This window comes from Dactylosporangium sp. NPDC005572 (genome assembly GCF_040605515.1).
Lineage (GTDB): Bacteria > Actinomycetota > Actinomycetes > Mycobacteriales > Micromonosporaceae > Dactylosporangium.
The window spans coordinates 1-17998 of record NZ_JBEXCY010000085.1 but is presented as its reverse complement, the minus strand read 5'-3'; the positions used below and the strand labels follow the sequence as shown (position 1 = coordinate 17998).

Annotated in this window: 18 protein-coding genes; 7 read left to right on the top strand and 11 right to left on the bottom strand. The window is 73.1% G+C overall.

From position 1 onward, the window contains the following. Positions 1-10 precede the first annotated feature (10 nt). The 5 genes from ABZS66_RS32710 to ABZS66_RS32690 form a co-directional block, all read right to left on the bottom strand. Entirely contained in the window at positions 11-931 is a 921-nt protein-coding gene (locus ABZS66_RS32710; RefSeq protein WP_354764470.1) for a carbohydrate ABC transporter permease, read from the bottom strand. Further along, on the bottom strand, positions 928-2190 hold the full coding sequence (locus tag ABZS66_RS32705) for a sugar ABC transporter permease (protein ID WP_354764468.1): 1263 nt from the start codon (positions 2188-2190) through the stop codon (positions 928-930). The genes ABZS66_RS32710 and ABZS66_RS32705 overlap by 4 nt, the downstream gene beginning before the upstream one ends. Next, entirely contained in the window at positions 2190-3509 is a 1320-nt protein-coding gene (locus ABZS66_RS32700) for an ABC transporter substrate-binding protein (RefSeq protein ID WP_354764466.1), read from the bottom strand. The genes ABZS66_RS32705 and ABZS66_RS32700 overlap by 1 nt, the downstream gene beginning before the upstream one ends. Positions 3510-3516: 7 nt before the next feature. Next, positions 3517-4002, bottom strand: a complete 486-nt coding sequence (locus ABZS66_RS32695; RefSeq protein ID WP_354764464.1) for a TOBE domain-containing protein — start codon at positions 4000-4002, stop codon at positions 3517-3519. A 143-nt stretch (positions 4003-4145) separates the two neighbouring features. Beyond that, complete coding sequence (locus ABZS66_RS32690; protein WP_354764462.1) at positions 4146-5270, bottom strand: uroporphyrinogen-III synthase; 1125 nt, start codon at positions 5268-5270, stop codon at positions 4146-4148. A 65-nt stretch (positions 5271-5335) separates the two neighbouring features. Between ABZS66_RS32690 and ABZS66_RS32685 the strand changes: the two genes are divergently transcribed. Both ABZS66_RS32685 and ABZS66_RS32680 read left to right on the top strand, forming a co-directional pair. Beyond that, complete coding sequence (locus tag ABZS66_RS32685; RefSeq protein ID WP_354764460.1) at positions 5336-5686, top strand: hypothetical protein; 351 nt, start codon at positions 5336-5338, stop codon at positions 5684-5686. Continuing rightward, entirely contained in the window at positions 5683-6258 is a 576-nt protein-coding gene (locus ABZS66_RS32680; protein ID WP_354764458.1) for a hypothetical protein, read from the top strand. Before ABZS66_RS32685 ends, ABZS66_RS32680 begins: the two co-directional genes overlap by 4 nt. A 15-nt stretch (positions 6259-6273) precedes the next feature. On the opposite strand, the gene ABZS66_RS32675 is transcribed toward ABZS66_RS32680, so the two are convergent. From ABZS66_RS32675 to ABZS66_RS32665, 3 genes are all read right to left on the bottom strand, one after another. After that, positions 6274-7740, bottom strand: a complete 1467-nt coding sequence (locus tag ABZS66_RS32675; RefSeq protein WP_354764456.1) for a glutamate synthase subunit beta — start codon at positions 7738-7740, stop codon at positions 6274-6276. Between the two features lie 185 nt (positions 7741-7925). Further along, complete coding sequence (locus ABZS66_RS32670) at positions 7926-8141, bottom strand: hypothetical protein (RefSeq protein ID WP_354764454.1); 216 nt, start codon at positions 8139-8141, stop codon at positions 7926-7928. 100 nt (positions 8142-8241) lie between these two features. Continuing rightward, positions 8242-8430 (bottom strand): hypothetical protein, encoded by a 189-nt coding sequence (locus ABZS66_RS32665; protein ID WP_354764452.1) that lies wholly within the window; start codon positions 8428-8430, stop codon positions 8242-8244. A gap of 316 nt (positions 8431-8746) precedes the next feature. Here ABZS66_RS32665 and ABZS66_RS32660 point away from each other — a divergent pair, with 316 nt between their 5' ends. Next, entirely contained in the window at positions 8747-9814 is a 1068-nt protein-coding gene (locus tag ABZS66_RS32660) for a glycoside hydrolase family 43 protein (protein WP_354764450.1), read from the top strand. Positions 9815-9883: 69 nt separating this feature from the next. On the opposite strand, the gene ABZS66_RS32655 is transcribed toward ABZS66_RS32660, so the two are convergent. After that, positions 9884-11254, bottom strand: a complete 1371-nt coding sequence (locus ABZS66_RS32655; protein ID WP_354764448.1) for a hypothetical protein — start codon at positions 11252-11254, stop codon at positions 9884-9886. A gap of 239 nt (positions 11255-11493) precedes the next feature. Between ABZS66_RS32655 and ABZS66_RS32650 the strand changes: the two genes are divergently transcribed. Then, positions 11494-13107, top strand: coding sequence for a metallophosphoesterase (locus ABZS66_RS32650; RefSeq protein WP_354764447.1), 1614 nt, complete (start codon positions 11494-11496; stop codon positions 13105-13107). Positions 13108-13110: 3 nt separating this feature from the next. On the opposite strand, the gene ABZS66_RS32645 is transcribed toward ABZS66_RS32650, so the two are convergent. Both ABZS66_RS32645 and ABZS66_RS32640 read right to left on the bottom strand, forming a co-directional pair. Continuing rightward, entirely contained in the window at positions 13111-13350 is a 240-nt protein-coding gene (locus tag ABZS66_RS32645) for a 4-oxalocrotonate tautomerase family protein (protein WP_354764445.1), read from the bottom strand. Positions 13351-13352: 2 nt separating this feature from the next. After that, positions 13353-14093, bottom strand: a complete 741-nt coding sequence (locus ABZS66_RS32640) for an SDR family oxidoreductase (protein WP_354764443.1) — start codon at positions 14091-14093, stop codon at positions 13353-13355. 109 nt (positions 14094-14202) lie between these two features. Between ABZS66_RS32640 and ABZS66_RS32635 the strand changes: the two genes are divergently transcribed. The 3 genes from ABZS66_RS32635 to ABZS66_RS32625 all read left to right on the top strand — a co-directional run. Then, on the top strand, positions 14203-15120 hold the full coding sequence (locus ABZS66_RS32635; RefSeq protein ID WP_354764441.1) for a LysR family transcriptional regulator: 918 nt from the start codon (positions 14203-14205) through the stop codon (positions 15118-15120). Positions 15121-15330: 210 nt separating this feature from the next. Beyond that, positions 15331-16467, top strand: coding sequence for an alanine--tRNA ligase-related protein (locus tag ABZS66_RS32630; RefSeq protein ID WP_354764439.1), 1137 nt, complete (start codon positions 15331-15333; stop codon positions 16465-16467). 116 nt (positions 16468-16583) lie between these two features. Continuing rightward, positions 16584-17998 (top strand): Hsp70 family protein (locus ABZS66_RS32625; RefSeq protein ID WP_354764437.1); only part of this gene is annotated, 1415 nt, incomplete at its 3' end.

Here is a 17998-nt window from a genome sequence, read left to right as displayed (position 1 = left end):
GGGAGTGCTGCTACCGGACCGAGCCGGCGAGCATGCTGTTGACGAAGAACCGTTGGAACAGGAAGAACACCAGCAGCGGGACGGCCATCGACACGAGCGCGCCGGGTGCGACCACGTCGATGTTGGAGGGGAACGAGCGCATCTGCTCCTGCAGCACGGAGGTGATCGGCGCGTTGTCCGAGCGGGCGAAGACGAGCGCCACGACGAGGTCGTTCCACACCCAGACGAACTGGAAGACCGCCAGCGAGGCCAGCGCCGGCCGGCCCAGGGGCAGCACGATGCGCCAGAAGATCGCGAGCTCGCTCCCGCCGTCCATCCGCGCGGCCTCGATGAAGTCCGCCGGGATGCCCACGAAGAAGTTGCGCAGCAGGAAGACGGCGAACGGCAGCCCGAACGCGACGTGGAAGGCCACCACCGCGGGGATGGTGCCGGAGAGCCCGAGCATCCGGAACAGCTGCGCGTCGGGGATGATCGCCGTCTGCACCGGTACCGCGATGAGCCCGGCCATGACCAGCGTCAGCGCGTGGCGGCCGCGGAACTCCAGCCAGGCCAGCGGGTAGGCGGCCGCGGCGGCGATCGCCACCACCAGCACCGTCGCCGGCACCGAGATGAGCACGGTGTTCCACAGGGCGTGGACGATCCGGCCGTCGGCCACCAGACCCTCGTAGTTGCGCAGCGTGAGCTGGGTCGGCGCGGTCAGGACCGACCACCAGGGGGTGTCGCTCGTGTCGGCCGGGCCGCGCAGGCTGGTGACGGCCAGGCCGATCGTCGGCACCAGCCACCACAGTCCGATGGCGACGAGCGCCACCTGGACGGTGCCCCGGCCCAGCCGCCGCACGGCCCGCACGGCGAGGCTCACCCGGGGCCGGGGGTCGGGTTCGGTACCGGCGGGCTGCAGTTCCGGCACCGAGACCGGGGCGAAGATGCTCATCGCTCGCTCCTGCGCAGGCGATGGATGTTGAACAGCACACCGGGCAGGGCGAGGACGAGCAGCAGCACGCCGAGGGCGCTGCCCCGCCCGATGTCGGTGAACGACGAGCGCCACATCTCCAGCGCGAGCACCGACGCCGGGCCCTGCGCCGACTCCGGGGCGACGACCAGCACGAGGTCGAACACCTTGAGCACGTTGACCGTCAGGGTCAGCAGCACGACCACGATGGTCGGGCGCATCAGCGGGACCGTCACCCGCCGCAGGATCTGCCACTCACCGGCGCCGTCGACCCGGGCGGCCTCGAGGGTCTCCCGGGGGATCGCCGCCGCGGCGACCGTGATGAGCACCATCGCGAACCCGGCCCAGATCCAGATGTACACGCCGATCATCGCCGGGGTGACGAGCGAGGGCCCGAGCCAGGTCAGGCCGGCGAACGGCTCGGTGAAGTTGCCGGCCGCGAGCCGCACGACGTAGCCCTGACCGGTCAGCTGCGGTAGCTGGAACGTGCCGTCGGCCGCGGTGCGCGTGCGGGCGACGACCGCGCCGTCGTGGAGCACCTCCACCTCGACCTCCGGCAGGCCGAGCTCCCGGGCGTCGACGACGCCCGGCCGGCCGCCGGTCGCGGTGAAGTCGGACCAGACCACGCCGCGGACTCCCGCCCCTGCGCCGGCCGGGACGGCGGCCGGGCGCGCCGACTCCGGCAGCTGCGCGGGTGCGAGGCCGAGCAGCGGCAGCAGGACCGTCTCGCCACCGGCGACGGTCCGGGTGGTCTGCAGCGCGCCGCCGGTCTCGACCAGTCCCTGGCCCTCCCGGGGCCGCGCGCCGGGGTACGGCGACGGCCGCACGAAGGCGTCGTGGACGCCGACGACGGCCGCGTTGAGGATGCCCCGGTCGGGACTCGCGTCGTACACGAGCCGGAACGTGATCCCGGCGCTGACCAGCGAGATGGCCATCGGCATGAACAGCACGACCCGGATCGCGGCGGCCCGGCGGACCCGCTGGGCGAGCACCGCCACCAGCAGCCCGATCGCGGTGACGAGGTTGGGCGCGACGAGGATCCAGACGGCGTTGTTGAGCAGCGCCCGGCGGATGTGCGGCGTGGTGACGAGGTCGACGTAGTTGGCCGGGCCGACGAGGGCGCGGCCGTCCGCGTCGTGGAAGCTCCACCACACCGTGTGCCCGATCGGGTACACGACGAGCGTGGCGACGAGGAGCGCGGCCGGTGCGAGCAGCCAGACGGCCCGGGTGGTGCGGGTCATCACGCGGTCCTGTACGCGCCGGCGGCGGCGGTCTCCAGCCGGGCCGCGACGGCGGCCGGATCGGTCGTCGGCGCGGCCAGGTACTCCTGCAGCAGCCGCCACATGCTCGCCCCGTTGCCGCCGCCGAACCCGGCCGGGGTCAGGTCCGAGAGGTCGAACCGCAGCGTCGTCGCGTGCAGCAGGCTGTCGGCGAGCGCCCGGGTGGTCGCGTCCGGATAGACGGTGGGGTCCAGGTCGACGTTGACCGACAGGAAGCCGCCGCTGCGGGCCATGATCTCGGCGGCCTCCGGCGAGGCGAGGTATGCCATCAACGCCATTGTCACCGGCCGGTCGGTGAAGGCGACGGCGGCGTCCCCGCCCGCGACGACCGCGCCGGTGGTGCCGTCCACGGACGGCCAGGCGAAGTACCGTGCGCCCTCACCGACCCGGTACGAGCCGAGCTTGGCGATCTCGGTGGTGACGAAGTCTCCCTCGTACAGCATGCCGGCGCGGGGCCGGCGCCCGAACACGTCGGCGACGGACTGGGTGAACGTGGTCTGCAGCGCGCCGTCGGGGCCGCCCTGCAGGAACCGGGGCGAGACCCAGTACTGACCCATGGCGCGCAGCGTCTCCACGACCGTCGGATCGGTCCACGGCACACCTCGCGCGGCCAGGCGGTCGTACGCCTCGGCGCCGGCGAGCTGCAGATAGAGGTTCTCGAACCAGTCGGTGAGCGGCCAGCCGTCGGCGCCGGGCACCGCCATCGCCGTCGTGCCGGAGTCGACGAGCGTCCGCGACACGGTGGTCAGCTCGGCGAGCGTCACGGGTGGCGTCACGCCCGCCGCGGTGAACGCGTCGCTGCGGTACCAGATCACCGACTTGTTCGCGGCCTTGAAGTACACCCCGTAGAGGCGGCCGTCGACGGTGCCGAACCGCTGCCACTGCGGCGAGAAGTGCGCGCGGACCGCCTGCTCGGCCACGCCGGTGACCGGTTTCGCGGCGCCGGTGGACGCGTACCGCGCGATGACGCCCGGCTGCGGGATCATGGCGACGTCGAACGGCGTCCCGCCGCGGATCCGCCCGGCGACCAGGACGTCGAGGTCACTGCCCCCGGAGGTGTACCGCACCTTCGCCCCGGTCCGCGTGCCGAACGCCCGCAGCACCCGCTCGAAGTTCGCCTGCTCCGCGCCGGTCCAGGTGCCGGCGACCTCCACCGACTGCCCGGCGTATGGCTTGGCCGGCCCGTCGGCGGGACCGCAGCCGGTCAGCACGAGGATGGCGCACAGGAGCCCGGCGACCCGGCCGTGCCTCCAGTGCCTCCAGCGCCTCCAGTGCCTCACCGCAGCCTCACCACAGACTCAGGCCGCTCTGGGCGTCGAACACCATCAGGTGGCCCATGTCGATCGCGAGCATGATCGGGTCGCCGGCGCCGGCCACCGAGCCGCCGCTCAGCAGCGCCACCACGACGGGCGCCGGCTCCGCGAAGCCCTCGCCGTCGGCCAGCTCCAGCCGGACGATCCGCAGCGCGCCCGCGACGCGGACGTCGCGCACCGTGCCGTGCAGCACCAGCGCCGCCGATCCGGCCGGACCGGGCCGCCGCACGACGGCGTCCTGCACGTCCTCCGGCTGGACCCCGACGATGACGGGCCGGCCCAGGTAGCGGCGCAGCATCGGGCGGCGCCGCACCAGGGCCCGCGCCGGGACCTGCTGGCCCCGGACGGCGAGGACCGGCCGGCCGGGCTGCCCGACGAGCATCGCGGGAATCCGGTTGATCGCCGGCTCGGCCGCGGTGAGCGGGCCGGCGTCGCGCACGAGCACACTGCTGTCCCTCATCGGCCTACTCCGGTTGCGTTCGACGGCGTCCAGTCGAGTGTTGGCGCCCCCGGCCCGTGCACACCAGACACGGCCGCCACGTGTGACCGTGTTGCAAGTCGTCTCACAAGATCAGCAACCGGGCCGGCGGGCCCGGTCCCGTCTCAGGCGGCCAGCCGGTACCCCCGCTTGATCACCGTCTGCACCAGGTCGAGGCCGGGAAGCGCGCGCCGCAGCCGGGACACCGCCATCTCGATCGCGTGGTCGTCGACGTCGGCCAGGCTGGGCAGCAGCCGCCGGATGTCCGCGCTGGAGACCACCTTGCCCGGCTCGGCGGCCAGGATCCGCAGCACCTCGACGGGCCCCTGCTGGATCGGGTACAGCGTGCCGTCCAGCAGCGCCGCGTGGCCGCGCACCTCCAGCACGTGACCGGCGACGGTGGCGTGCACGGCCCGGTCCAGGACCGACCGGGCCAGCCAGGCGGCCGTCTCCTCGTCGAACGGCATCGCCGGGGTCGCCGGCTCCACGGCGTGGCGGCGCAGCACCTCGGCGCCGAGCGGGCCGCGGGAGATGGTCGGGACGTGGGTACCGAGCTGGGCGACCACGGCCGGCAGCCGCCCGTGGTCGTCGGCGAAGCGCAGGACGTGGCCGGCCGCGACCGGGTCGAGCCAGGCGACCGCGTCGACCTGGCGGCGTCCCATCAGCTCGACGACCCGCCGCAGGCCGACGATGTCGTTGGGCGGTTCGGTGACATACACGGGCACCTCGACCACGTCGGCGCCGCGCATGCGCAGCATCCGGCAGTACTCCGCCTGCTCCGGCGTGTCGAGCTGGACCGCGAACCGCCGCCCGTCGGCCCGGTTGGCCAGCACGTACCGGAACAGGCCGCCGACGGTGCCGGCCGAGGTCGACAGCACGTCGCGCAGGCCCTCGGCCCGCAACGCGTCGGCGGTGCGGGCGTCCGCGGCCAGCAGGCGGGCGGAGCCCAGGGCCGCGAGCAGCCGGCCCCGGTCGGGCGCCGCCCGCAGCCAGACCCGTGCCCCGGCGGCCGATGAGACCACCACGTCGTCGAGCGGCGCGTCGAGGCACGCGGCCGTCGCCCTTTGCAGCGCCGCCAGGTCCGGCTGCGGCACCGCGCGGACGCCCTGGATCGACACGGTCCGGGCGCCGTGCAGTTCGAGCAGGTCGGCGACGCGGTGCCGGCGACGATGACCGATCACGGCGATCGTGAACCCGCGCAGGAGGTCCGGGTCGACCGCAGCGTCGCCGGCGCTGCCGTCACCTGCCACGCTGCCGAGTCTGCCGGTCGGGGCGGGCTCACCGGAAGAGCCGCCCGGGCAGTACTGTGCTCGCTGTGATCGAGCGCAGTGAACAGCTGCCGGACCGGGCGAACGTGCGGTTGGACGTCGGCGGCGACGATCTCGCGGTGCCGTTCCTCACCAGGTCGATGCTGGACCTGTGGGTGCACGCGCTGCACGGGTCCAACCCGTTCCTGATCGTGGGCCGGACCGACGACGACCTGCGGTTCATCCAGACCTACCGCAACGCGCCGGCCGACTTCACCCTGCAGTACCGGGACGGGGCCGGGGCCGACGTCGTGTCCACCACGGTGGACGCACCCGGCGCGGTCGTCGACCTGATCTGGGACTGGGTCCACGACGACCGGACCCGGCTGGACCGTCTCGAGTGGGAGAACGCGTTTTGAGCTACGCGATCATGCCGTACAAGATCCGTCTCGACGCGTTGAACGACGTGCTGGCGGTCCGCGACGAAGCGCTCTTCGCCTTTGTCCGCGACCGCTGCCGGGCCGACCTCACCGACCTCGACCAGTGGTTCGGCACGGCGCGACCGGCGGCCGACTTCCTGGCCGACCTCATGCTCGGCCGCCCCCACGCCGACGCGGACGCCCACGTGTACGGGTACTGCGTGAAGACGCTGTGCGAGCTCTGGGGCGCGCCCATGCCGAACGACGGGTGGTCGGGGATGCGGTACGGCTGGTTCGACACCGTCTCCGGCACCGTCGCCCGGGCGGGCGTCAGCTACGCCTTCGCCGACCTCGTCGCCGGCGGGCCCGGCGTCGACGTCCCCGCGCCGGACGACTTCCCCGCCATGGGCCACATCACCCGCGACACCCTGCAGTCGCACCTCGACCGGCTGAACGGTGTCGACCTCGCCGGGATCGACGATCGGCAGGTCGTGGAGGCCGTCCGGCAGGTGCGGTCCTGGCTGCAGGTGTGCCGCCAGGACGACATGGACCTGGTCTGCTTCTACCACTGACGGCGGGCGCCGGGCCTACCTCGCGCTGAGCGGCACCGAGGCCGGGGTGACCGGGGCGGGCAGCCGTCCGCCGCCCCCCAGGTACTCGTGGACCGCCGCGGCGACCGACCGGCCCTCCGCGATCGCCCAGACGATCAGCGACGGTCCCCGGCGGGCGTCGCCGGCCACGAAGACGCCCGGCGCCTCGGTCTGCCAGTCGGCGCCGGCGTCGATCGTGCCGCGGCCGTTGCGGGTGAGCTTCGCCTGGGCCAGGTGCGGGCCGGGCAGCGTACCGCCGAAGCCGATCGCGAGCAGGGCCAGGTCGGCCGGCACCTCGCGGACCGTGCCCTCGACCTCGCTCAGCGTGAAGCCGGGGCCGATCAGGACGTCCACCAGCTCGACCGCGCGCAGCCGCCCCTCGTCGTCGCCGATGAAGCGGCGCACCGCGCAGCCGAAGTTGCGATCGCCGCCCTCCTCGTGCGCCGAGCCGCTGCGCAGCATGGTCGGCCAGGTCGGCCACGGGTCGCGGCCGCCGTCCCGCAGCGGCGGCGGCAGCGGCGCCACCTCCACCAGCTGCACGCTGGCCGCACCCTGCCGGTGCGCGGTGCCGAGGCAGTCCGCGGCCGTGTCGCCGCCGCCCACGACGATCACGTTCAGGCCGGCCGCGTCGATCGGCGGCGCGTCCAGCGAGCCGGCGACGACCCGGTTCGCCCCCTCCAGGTACACCATCGCCTGGTGGATGCCGCTGAGCTCGCGCCCGGGCGTGGTCGGCACGTCGCGCGGGTCGAGCGCGCCGCAGGCCAGGACGACGGCGTCGTACCGCTCCCGCAGCTCGGCCAGCGAGACGTCGACACCGACCTCGCAGCCGGTGACGAACGACACACCCTCGGCGGCGAGCTGGTCGGCTCGCCGGTCGATGTGGCGCTTCTCCAGCTTGAAGTCCGGGATGCCGTAGCGCAGCAGGCCGCCGACCGCGTCGCTGCGCTCGTACACGGTCGTCGCGTGCCCGGCGCGCGCCAGCTGCTGCGCGGCGGCCAGGCCGGCCGGCCCGGAGCCGACCACCGCCACGCTGCGACCGGACGGCGTCGCGACCGCGAAGGGCCGCAGCGGCCCGCCGTCGGTGACCCGGTTGATGATCTCGACCTCGACCTGCTTGATCGTGACCGGGTCGTCACCGATGCCCAGGACGCAGGCCGCCTCGCACGGTGCCGGGCAGAGGCGCCCGGTGAACTCGGGAAAGTTGTTCGTCGCGTGCAACGTCTCCGCGGCGCGCTCCCAGTCGCCGACCCGCACCAGGTCGTTCCAGTCCGGGATGAGGTTGCCCAGCGGACAGCCGTTGTGGCAGTACGGCACGCCGCAGTTCATGCACCGGCTGGCCTGCTCGTGGATCATCTGGCCGTCGACCCGCTGGTAGACGTCGCGCCAGTCGGCGACCCGCTCCGGTACCGGACGCAGCAGCGGCAGCTGCCGGCGGTACTTCATGAATCCCATCGGATCGGGCATGACTGGCCTCCGTTGCGTGGCGGTGCATCCGGAACGCGACGGGACAACGCTGGCCCGAAATGTGGGACAACTGTCCCACTGCCGTGGATGGCCACCCTAACCGAACAGCCCCGGTGTCTCACAAGACCCGGAACAGCCAAGTGCGCCACAGTTACGGCGCCGGGGCGCCCTTCGGTCCCCGTCCATCAGTCGATGAGCCAGCTGGCGCCACCGGCTTCAGTCCAGGCAGTGGACGCGAGCCGTTCGGTGCGGGCCACGTGCGGATCGTCCGCCAGCCACCCACCGCCCGCGCCGAGGAGCACTCCGGCGGCGACCAGTCCGAGCAGCGCCACGACCCGTCGTCCGCGCGGCGAGCCCGGCGGTCGCCCGGCGGGAACCGCATCGCCGACCGTCGCTGTCATGCCGGCAGCGTACGGGCAGTGATCAAGGCGCCCGCACGGCCGGGGGTGCCGGCCCTGCGGGCGCTCGGGGCGTGGTGCGGTGCGGTCAGCAGCAGCCCTTTCAGTTGTTGGTGAGCCGGCCGCCGACGCCGCCCTGCCAGATCTGGCAGTAGGCGCCGCACTGGTAGTACTGGAAGTACTGGCTGCCGGCGCCGCCGGTGTAGCCGGCCTGCTCGCTCACGCAGGCCTTCGCGGTGGGCAGCAGGGCCGAGAGCATCCGGTCGCCGAGGCGGTTCATCGTCCTGGTCAAGACTGTGCACTCCTTCCGGTTGCGGCCGGCACCACACCGGCCGCAGGTAACCTCGCCGATGCCTCTAACGTTTCGTTAACGCCGCGAGAGCCGACGCCGCGGGACAACGACCCCGATCGATCACGCCGGCCCGGGTGCTCAGCTCGGAGCGTGTTCCGTCGTGGACGGAAGGGCTCGGCGGTGACATCCCGCAGGCCCGGCCTGTATGCAGGCGGTGAAATTTTGAGGAAACCTTACTATTTCGCCGGAATCCATTGACTGTCGCCGATTTCTTGCGAGACTCGGAGGTGTCCGCCAACCCCTGAGGAGTGCGACCATGCCCCGTGTCCGGCGTGCCGGTCTCGCCACCATCGCCCTCGTCGGTGCGCTCGCGCTGGTGCCGACGTTCACCATCGCCGGCACCGCCAACGCCGGCGCGACCACGCTCGGGGGTGCCGATCCCAGCGTCATCAAGGTCGGCGGCCTCTACGTCGCGGCCAAGTCGGTCGACGGCGGCGTCGCGGTGCGGACCGCGTCCACCCTCGCCGGCATCGCCGCCGCGCCCAAGCGCCAGGTCTGGAACGACACCGGCAACCTCGGCGAGGTCTGGGCGCCCGAGATCGTGTACCACGAGGGCCGCTACCACATCTACTTCTCCGCGGGCCGCAGCGCCGCTCACCGGATGTACCACATCAGCTCGACCAGCCCCGACACCGGCTACGGCGCCGCCACCAAGGTCGCCCTGCCCGCCGACAAGTGGGCCATCGACGGCGTACCGTTCACGTACCAGGGGCAGCGCTGGTTCGTGTGGTCCGGCTGGTCCGGAGACACCAACGTGGAGCAGAATCTGTACATCGCCCGGATGAGCAGCCCCACGGCGACCACCGGCGGGCGGTATGTCATCTCGCAGCCCCGCGAGCCGTGGGAGCGCGTGGTCGGCAACCCGTACATCAACGAGGCCCCCGAGCCGCTCCTCGACCCCCAGGGCCGGCTGCACCTGGTGTACTCCGCGAACGGCAGCTGGAGCAGTAAGTACTGCCTGGCCGAGCTGCGCCTGCGGGCCGGCGGCGACCCGACGTACGTGTGGGACTGGTACAAGAGCAACGGCTGCCTGTTCGGCTCGTACGCGCCGAACATGATGCCCGGCTGGGACCCGACCCTGTACGTCGACGGCCCCGGCCACAACACGTTCGTCCTGGAGCGCGGCGACATCGCCACCAGCCCGCCGTCGGGCAACCGCTTCCCGACGATGTACCACGCGGTCGCCAAGGGCACGCCGTACTCGTGGTCGGCCCGCTACTGGTACATCGGCTCGGCCGTCTGGTGGGGCAGCGTCACCTACAGCCGCGCCAACGTGCCCGGCGCCACGACGGACACCGGCTTCGGCCTGAAGTTCTTCGAGTGACCCACCTTCGGCTCCAGGTAGGCGCTGCCGTAGGCGCCCCAGGTGTCGTCGCCCGGCCGGCGGTTTCGGCTATGCCCGGGCGGCGACGCGGCGCCGACGGACGGCCCGGAGTACCACGACGACGGCGGCTGTCGCCGGCACCAGCAGGCACAGCGCTGCCTGCGCGATCACCGACCAGCGGGCGGGCAGCGCCGCAGGGTCGGGCACCGGGCCGCCGAACCGCCCGTCGCGGAGCAGGTACTGCGCGATGTCGATGGAGCTGACGTCGCCCGGCGGGTCCAGCACGACGCTCACGGCGCCGTCCGGCTGCAGCGCCAGCACGCGGACGTGCCGGGTCTCCGACCAGCCCGTCTCGTCCGGTTCCAGCAGGGTCTCGTCCTCGAGCTCGTACTGCACGACGACGAGGGTGCCGCCGCTCCAGCCGAGCACTCGCACCGCTGGACCGGTCACCGCGGGCAGTGCTGGCCCTTCGCGGTCCGCGCCGGTGGCGGCGTCCACGTAGGAGACGCCCCACCGCCGGGCGGCGAGCTGGTCGTGGTCGCACTCCTTCGTGTTTGTACAGCCGTCGATGGTCAGCAGTGCCACGGCCGAGCCGTCCGGCGTGTAGGCGCCCGCGCCGGCCAGCCGTTGCCGGTCGTCGAGGTGGCGGGTCCACAGCCGCCGGCCGGTGGCGTCGTAACCACGCAGCTCGGTACCGCTGGCGGCGGGCCTCGTCGCGACGAACCCGTGGCCGTCTGGGGCGAACGCCGCCACCCACGCCGAGGCGACGGGGTCTCGCACGAAGACGTCGTCGACCGGGACCTCCGCGCCGGAGGCCAGGTCGACCAGGACGTACTGCGCCGGCATACCGGGTTCCTGGTTGGCCCCCGTCAGCACGACGCTGTCTTTGCGGTGCAGTACGAGGACGGCGCCGCTGTCCGGTCGCCACGCCGCGACCTCGAAGCAGCAGGCCGGCGGCCCGTCGCCGTAGCCGCGGCTGCGGCCGGTGCGCAGGTCGGTGACCACCAGCCACCCGGCCGGCCCGCCGGTCAGCATGCTCTGCGCGACGAGGTTGCCGTCCGGCGACAGCCGCACATCCTGTCCAGCGCGCAGCTTATCGTCCGGATAGCGCAGCATGCGGTAGGCGCCGTTACGGCCGACGACGGCGAGCTTGCCGCCCTCTTCCTCGAAGGGGTAGGGGTCGCTGGTCAGCCCCCAGCTGTCGCCGCCGAACAGCACGGTGGCCGGGCCGGGCGGCGCCATGTCGACCGTCGCCTGCCAAAAGTAGGGAAGCTCGACGCTGCGAGGGATGGCCGGGCCGTCCGACGCCGGCTGGGGCTCGACGTGCAGGCCGGGCACGACGGCGGCGGTCGCGCAGAACAGCGCCGCGATGCCGGCGGCGATGATCTTTCCCCGGTGCTTGCCCGGCTCGTGCGGCGTGTCACGTAACGGCACGGTCATGACGTCACCTCCGTCAGGTCGGCCAGCTCGGGCGCCTTGGTGCGAGCGCCGTCGTGACGGCGTCCGCGCTGTCCGGCACCATACGGCCCGGCGGCTGCTCACTGAGCTGCCCGTGCCGCCGGCGCCGCCGAATACGGGTCCTGGCGTGCCCGACGCCGACCGCGGAAGCCGCCTGACCGGTCATCCGGCCTGAGTGCCGCGTTCACCGGCACGTCGATCAATGTCGGCAGGGTGGGGCCATGAAACGCCATCTGCTGATCCTTGCCGCCGCAGTGATCGCCCTGCTGCCCTCCGCCGCGCAGGCAGGAGAGCCCGCTCGTGGCCCGGAAACCGTCTGGCGCGGTGACTTCGACGGTGCCAGCAACGCCTGGAAGATTCAGACCGACGGTGCGCCGGCCGGCTGGCGCGGCTGGACCTTCGCCCAGCGCGACGACTGGTTCGCCGCGGCCGCCCCGGCCGGCGTCGGCTGCGACCCCGAGCAGAACCGGCCGCTCGACCAGCGCTGCTTCCTCGACCAGCGCCAGCAGTTCTCCCGCTCCCGCGGCGTGCTCGCGGTCGCCGACAACGGTGTGGCCGCGGCCAAGGGCGCCACCGTCGACGGGGACCACCCGGTCAACAGCACGCTCGTCAGCCCCGGCGTGCCGGTCGGCGGCAAGCGCGCCGTCGAGCTGGTCTTCTCGTCGCACTACCGGCAGGCGCACAAGGCGGTCGGTCGCGTGACGGTGGCGTTCGACGGCGGGGCGGAGCAGGAGCTTTTGCGGTACTCCGCGGCGCGGATCAGCGCGAACGGCGGCGGCGACGTCATCTCCGGGCAGGAGGTGCTCCGGGTCGACGTGCCGGCCAAGGCCCGCACCGCCGTGTTCCGGTTCGGGTACAGCAGCAACCGCCCGCAGCTGTACTGGGCCGTCGACGACGTCGTGGTCCGCACGCCGCTGCCGGCGCTGCCCCGTGGCGCCAAGCCCACGACGTTCATGGTGCTCAGCGACATCCAGGTGGAGGGCCTGCCGTACACCGGCGGCGCCCTGGAGCTCCTGCGCCGTCAGGCGCCGGGCGCGAAGGCGCTGCTGGTCGCCGGCGACATCATCAGCGGGCCGCGGGACCAGACCCAGGAGCAGCAGGTCCAGGAGTACAACGACGTGAGCGCCGCGTTCGCCGGCCACCGGCTGCCCACGGTGCTGCCCGCCCTCGGCAACCACGACGTGCGCAGCCGGGTGCTGACCCGCCAGCAGCAGCAGGACAACTTCCTCGCGTTCGCCAACAAGTGGGGCGCCGGCATCACCAAGCCGTACTACGAGAAGGTCGTGGGCGGCGTGCCGGTGATCGTGATCGGCGAGGAGGCCGGCGTCGCCGAGGAGGCGAAGCAGGACATCAGCGACGCGCAGGTGGCGTTCCTGACGGCTCGGCTCGCGTACTGGGCCGGCCAGCGCAAGCAGGTCCTGGTCATGCGCCACTACCCGTTCGAGTGGACGGTGTCGGGCACGTACGGCAACTTCTACGAAAACGGCCCGCGCGACTTCGAGCTGGAGGCGATCGTCGGCCGGTACTCCAACGTGATCTTCCTCAGCGGCCACACGCACTGGTCGCCATACCGCCGGGACTGGGCCGCCCGGGTGGTCACCCAGGGCGGCCACCCGGACGGCTACACGGCGGTCAACACCGGCGCGCTGGCGATGGAGTTCGCGCCGAGCCCGGACGACCCGTGGGACGAGGACTCGGCCACCGACCGGCCCGAGTCGCCATCGGTGCTCACGGTCACCGTGTACCCGGACCGCACGATCGTCCGCGCCTTCGACGTGCTGACGGGCGAGCAGATCAACCAGGTCGAGGTGGCCAACCCGGCCGCCGGTCGCTGACCCCTAGTCGGCCCCTTCGCTGGAGCTCCCGGCGGAGGGGCCGGACTGCCGCCGCCGGTACTCGGCGACCGGCAGGCCGCCGACGCCCCAGTCCTCCAGCTCGACCTCGTCGATGACCACGAAGGTCGCGGCGGGGTCCTTGTTGAGCACCCGGACCAGCAGGTCCGTCACCCCGGCGATGATTTCGGCCTTCTGCTCGGGCGTGGCGCCCTCGCGGGTGATCTTCACATTGACGTACGGCATGCCTACCCCCGCCGACCCGTGACGTGACCGCCGTCCACGCGCAGCGCGTGACCGGTGACGAACTCCGCGCTCGCGAGGTATACCACAGCCTCCGCGACCTCGGCCACCTCGCCGATGCGCTGCAGCAGCGCCAGCCCGCCGAGGGCGTTCTCGTCCGCGCCCGCGTGCAGCGGGGTGCGCACGATGCCGGGGGCGACGAGGTTGACGCGGATGCCGTCGGCGGCGAGCTCCGCGGCGAGCGCGGTCGTCAGGGCGTGCACGCCGCCCTTGCTGACCAACGGCGCCGAGGCGGTGAAGCCGGCGACCGCGTGGTCGACGAGCACCGTGCCGATGTTGACGATGCTGCCGCCGCGCCCCTGCTCCCGCATCCGGCGCACGACCGCCTGGGTCGTGAGGTACGTCCCCTTCAGGTTGCCCGTCAGGTACCCGTCCAGTTCGTCCTCCGTGACCTCGGTGAACGGCCTGGGCGTGAAGCTGCCGGCGTTGTTCACGAGCACGTCCACGCCCCCGAACCGCTCCACCGCCGCCCGGACGAGCGCCGCACCGGTGGACGCGGTGGCGATGCTGCCGGCCACCTGGGCGACCCGGTCCGGCTGGCCGAGCCGGGCCGCGGCCTTGGCGAGCCGGTCCGGGTCACGGCCGTTGATCACCACATTGGCGCCGCGGGCCAGGAACGCCTCGGCGACGCCGAGCCCGATGCCGCTCGACGCCCCCGTGACCACCGCGGTGATGTTTGTCGACACGCTCAACCACTCCTCAAAACGAAAGACGCTCGTATGTGCACTCACGACGCTAGGAGCGGTCAACCGATAACACCACGTCGAAGTTCGAAGCCTGCGATAAGGTCAGGTTATGAGCGTTGAGCTGCGCGATCTCGAACTGCTGGCCGCCACCGCCGACGCCGGGTCGCTCACCGCGGCGGCCGAACGGCTGTACGTCAGCCAGCCCGCACTCAGCCAGCGCCTGACCCGCCTGGAGGACCGGCTCGGCATGCCGCTGTTCGACCGCACCGGGCGCCGCCTCGTCCCCAACGCCGCCGGCCGGCGCATGCTGGTCGCGGCGCAGCACGTCCTCGACGAGCTCGGCTCGGCCATGCGCGACCTGCAGGAGCTGCGCGACGGCCACGACCGCCGGGTCCGGTTCGCCGCCCAGTGCAGCACCACCTTCCAATGGCTGCCGCCGGTCATCCGCGCCTTCCGCGAACGCCACCCGCAGGCCGAGGTCCGCATCGAGTCCGTCCCCGACGACGCGCCCGTCCCCGCGCTGCTCGCCGACCGCATCGACGTCGCCCTGGTCACCAAGCCCGACCGCGAGATGGACCGGGTGCACCTGACCCGCGCCTTCGACGACGAGATGGTCGCCGTGGTCCCCGCCGACCACCCCTGGGCCGCGCGCCCCTACCTGACCGCGCCGGACTTCACCGACGCGCACCTGATCCTCTACGAGGCCTACGACCAGACCCGGATCCCCTCCACGCCGCTGCCCCTGCCGCCGCAGGCCCGGCCGGCCCGCATCACCACCATGCCCGTGATCACCGACCTGGTCATCGAGATGGTCGCCGGCGGCCAGGGCGTGACGATCCTGCCCAACTGGGTCGCCGCGCCCTACGCCGACTCCCACCGCCTGGCGCTCGTCCAGATCGGCGCCGAACCCATGACCCGGACCTGGTACGTCGCCACCCGCCGCGGCCCCCGCTCACCCCTGATGGACGCGTTCGCCGAGGAGCTGACCGCTCAGCTGGCCACCTTCTCCACGTTCGCGCCGGAGTAGGTGCAGTCCGCGTCGAGGACGCCGCGGTGCGCTACACTTCTCGCATGCATCTCAGGCGCACCACCGCCGCGGCCGCGCGAGCTTCCCGCTCGCCGGGCGCCGCTGCCTGATCTGAAGCCTTCCTTCAGCCGGCGACCGGAACACGGTTCGCCGGCTGTTCTGTGTCCTGTGCGTGCCGTGGTCCGGTCTCTTCCCGAGAGGACCACCCCGATGACCAGCACCGCGCGCATCGTCGACACCTTCCTCGACTTCTACCGCGAGCGTGGCCACGCGCTCGTCAGGGACGCCACGCTCATCACGCCCGACGGCGATCCGGTGCTGTTCACCAGCGCGGGGATGCACCCGCTCACCCCGTACCTCGAGGGGCGGCCGCATCCGCTCGGGCGGCGGCTCGCGGGGCTGCAACGCTGCCTGCGCACGACCGACCTCGACGAGGTCGGCGACGACACGCACCTCACCGTGTTCCAGATGCTCGGGTCGTGGTCGCTCGGTGACTATCCGGGCGAGGTGAGCCTGCGCTGGGGCTACGAACTCCTCCGCGACGGCTTCGGCGTGCCGCCCGAGCGGCTGCACGTCACCGTGTTCGACGGCGACGAGAACTCGCTGCGGACCTGGGAGCAACTGGGGGTACCGGCGGAGATCCTCGGCGAAGCGGACAACTGGTGGTCGAATGGGGCGACCGGACCGTGCGGGCCGGATTCGGAGATCTTCGTGTGGACCGGCGAGGGGCCGCCGACCGGGACGCCGTCGAGCGACCGCCGGTGGGTCGAGGTCTGGAATCACGTCATGATGCGGTACCGCAGCAGCGACAGCGGCGGCACGGAGCCCCTCGGACAGTCCAGTGTGGACACCGGGATGGGCCTCGAACGGATGGCCATGGTCCTGCAGGGGTGCCGGTCGGTGTTCGACATCGACGTGTTCGAACCGTGGACGCGGGTCGTCCCGGACCGGGTCGTCGCCGACCACCTGCGCTCGTCCGTCGTGGTCGTCGGCGACGGCGTGCACCCGTCGAACACCGGCCGCGGATACGTGCTGCGCCGCCTCGTCCGCCGGGTGCTGACCCGGCTGTGGCGGGACGACCCGAAGCGCTCGCTCGGCGACCTGCCGATCGACCCGATCGGGGCGACGGTCGAGCAGTTCCGCCTGCGCGTCGATCCGGAGTACGTCCGGGATGTCCTGGTGTACGAGGAACGTCGCTTCGGCGCGCTGCTGCGCCGCGGCCGCCCGCTGGTCGAGCGGCTGCTCGCCCGGGGCCCGCTCACCGAGGAGGACCTGCACTACCTGCACGACACCCACGGGATCCCCCGCGACCTCGTCGAGGAGGTGTTCGCGGGGGAGCCCGCCTGAGGCCGGCCCGCGGCGACCTGACGGCCGCTCCCCGCACAGTCAACGGTCGATCGGTCACCGTCGCGGCGCCGTGTCGCTGGGTGCGTGCACAGCGAGTGCACCCCTACGATCGCGCCATGGCGGATTACTGGCTCGGCGTCGACTACGGGACGTCGAACACGATCGCGATGATCCGGTGGTCCGACGGCCGGGTCCGGCAGATGGTGTTCGACGGCTCGGCGCTGGTGCCGTCCGGGATCTTCGCCTCCTCCGACGGGCGTCTCGTCGCCGGGCGGGACGCGCAGGCGTCGGTCCGGCTGGACCCCGCGCGGTTCCTCGCCAACCCGAAGCGGCACATCGACGACGGTGACGTCCTGCTCGGCGACCGCGTCGTCGCCGTCGCCGACGCGATCGCCGCCACGCTCGGCCTCGTGCAGCGCGAGGCCGAGCGCATGGGCGCCGGCGCACCGGTCGCGACGACGCTCACCTGTCCCGCGTCCTGGGCCGGCCCCCGGCGGGCGACCCTGTTCGACGCGGCGGCCCGGGCCGGCATGCGCAACGTGACCCTGCTGCCCGAGCCGGTCGCCGCCGGCCGCTACTTCGCCGGCAACGTCGCCGCGCTGCCGGACGGCCGGCTGCTGCTCGTGTACGACCTGGGCGCCGGCACCTTCGACTGCTCCATACTGCGCCGGACCGGCGACGGCTTCGACGTGGTCGCGCTCGGCGGCCTCGACGGGTTCGGCGGGCTGGACATCGACGCGATGGTCGTGGCCCAGGTCGAGGCCGGGCTGGCCCCCGCGGAGCGGCCGCTGTGGGCGCGGCTGACCAACCCGCAGACCCCACCCGATCGCCGCCACCACCGGCTGCTGTGGGACGACGCCCGGACGGTGAAGGAGCAGCTGTCCCGGCAGCCGAGCGCCGAGATGGCGGTACCGCTGGTGGAGCGCGACACGTACGTGAGCCGCGAGGCGCTCGAACGGGCCGCCGGGCCGCTCCTGCAGCAGACGGTCGACCTCAGCGTGAGCCTCGTCCGGGAGGCGGGCGCGACCCCGGCCGACCTGACGGCCGTGCTGCTGGTCGGCGGCGCGACCCGGATGCCGCTGGTCTCCACGCTGCTGCACCGGACGCTGGGGATCGCGGCGACGGTCACCGAGCAGCCGGAGATTCTGGTCGCCGAGGGCGCGGTCACCGTGCCGGCCCGAACCGCTCCGCCGGCCGGGTTCGTACCCGGGCCGCTGCCCGCGCCGTCGTCCGGGCTGCCCGCCGCGGCCGTTTCCGGGCCGCCGGCGGCGGCGGTCTCCGGGCCGCCACCGTGGGGGGTCTCCGAGCCGCCGCCGTGGGGTGCGCCGGTATCCGGCATTCCCGCCGCGCCGGTGTCCGGAGTGCCCACTGTGGCCGCTCCGATGTCGGCCGTGCCGGGCGCGGCCGGTCCGGTGTCGGCCGTGCCAGGGCAGGCCGGTCCGGTGTCGGCGCCGCCGTCGCCGGTCGCTCCCGTCAGCCCGCCGTTACCGGTCGGCAGCTGGCTGATCACGTCCTCGGCCTTCTTGGCCTC

What these genes read in the sequence shown, in the direction of transcription:
- ABZS66_RS32650 (WP_354764447.1), top strand. Translation starts at nt 11,494, where the DNA reads ATGAAACGCCATCTGCTGATCCTTGCCGCCGCAGTGATCGCCCTGCTG.
- ABZS66_RS32670 (WP_354764454.1), bottom strand. Translation starts at nt 8,141, where the DNA reads ATGACAGCGACGGTCGGCGATGCGGTTCCCGCCGGGCGACCGCCGGGC.
- ABZS66_RS32705 (WP_354764468.1), bottom strand. Translation starts at nt 2,190, where the DNA reads ATGACCCGCACCACCCGGGCCGTCTGGCTGCTCGCACCGGCCGCGCTC.
- ABZS66_RS32630 (WP_354764439.1), top strand. Translation starts at nt 15,331, where the DNA reads ATGACCAGCACCGCGCGCATCGTCGACACCTTCCTCGACTTCTACCGC.
- ABZS66_RS32675 (WP_354764456.1), bottom strand. Translation starts at nt 7,740, where the DNA reads ATGCCCGATCCGATGGGATTCATGAAGTACCGCCGGCAGCTGCCGCTG.
- ABZS66_RS32660 (WP_354764450.1), top strand. Translation starts at nt 8,747, where the DNA reads ATGCCCCGTGTCCGGCGTGCCGGTCTCGCCACCATCGCCCTCGTCGGT.
- ABZS66_RS32695 (WP_354764464.1), bottom strand. Translation starts at nt 4,002, where the DNA reads ATGAGGGACAGCAGTGTGCTCGTGCGCGACGCCGGCCCGCTCACCGCG.
- ABZS66_RS32645 (WP_354764445.1), bottom strand. Translation starts at nt 13,350, where the DNA reads ATGCCGTACGTCAATGTGAAGATCACCCGCGAGGGCGCCACGCCCGAG.
- ABZS66_RS32635 (WP_354764441.1), top strand. Translation starts at nt 14,203, where the DNA reads ATGAGCGTTGAGCTGCGCGATCTCGAACTGCTGGCCGCCACCGCCGAC.
- ABZS66_RS32710 (WP_354764470.1), bottom strand. Translation starts at nt 931, where the DNA reads ATGAGCATCTTCGCCCCGGTCTCGGTGCCGGAACTGCAGCCCGCCGGT.
- ABZS66_RS32655 (WP_354764448.1), bottom strand. Translation starts at nt 11,254, where the DNA reads ATGACCGTGCCGTTACGTGACACGCCGCACGAGCCGGGCAAGCACCGG.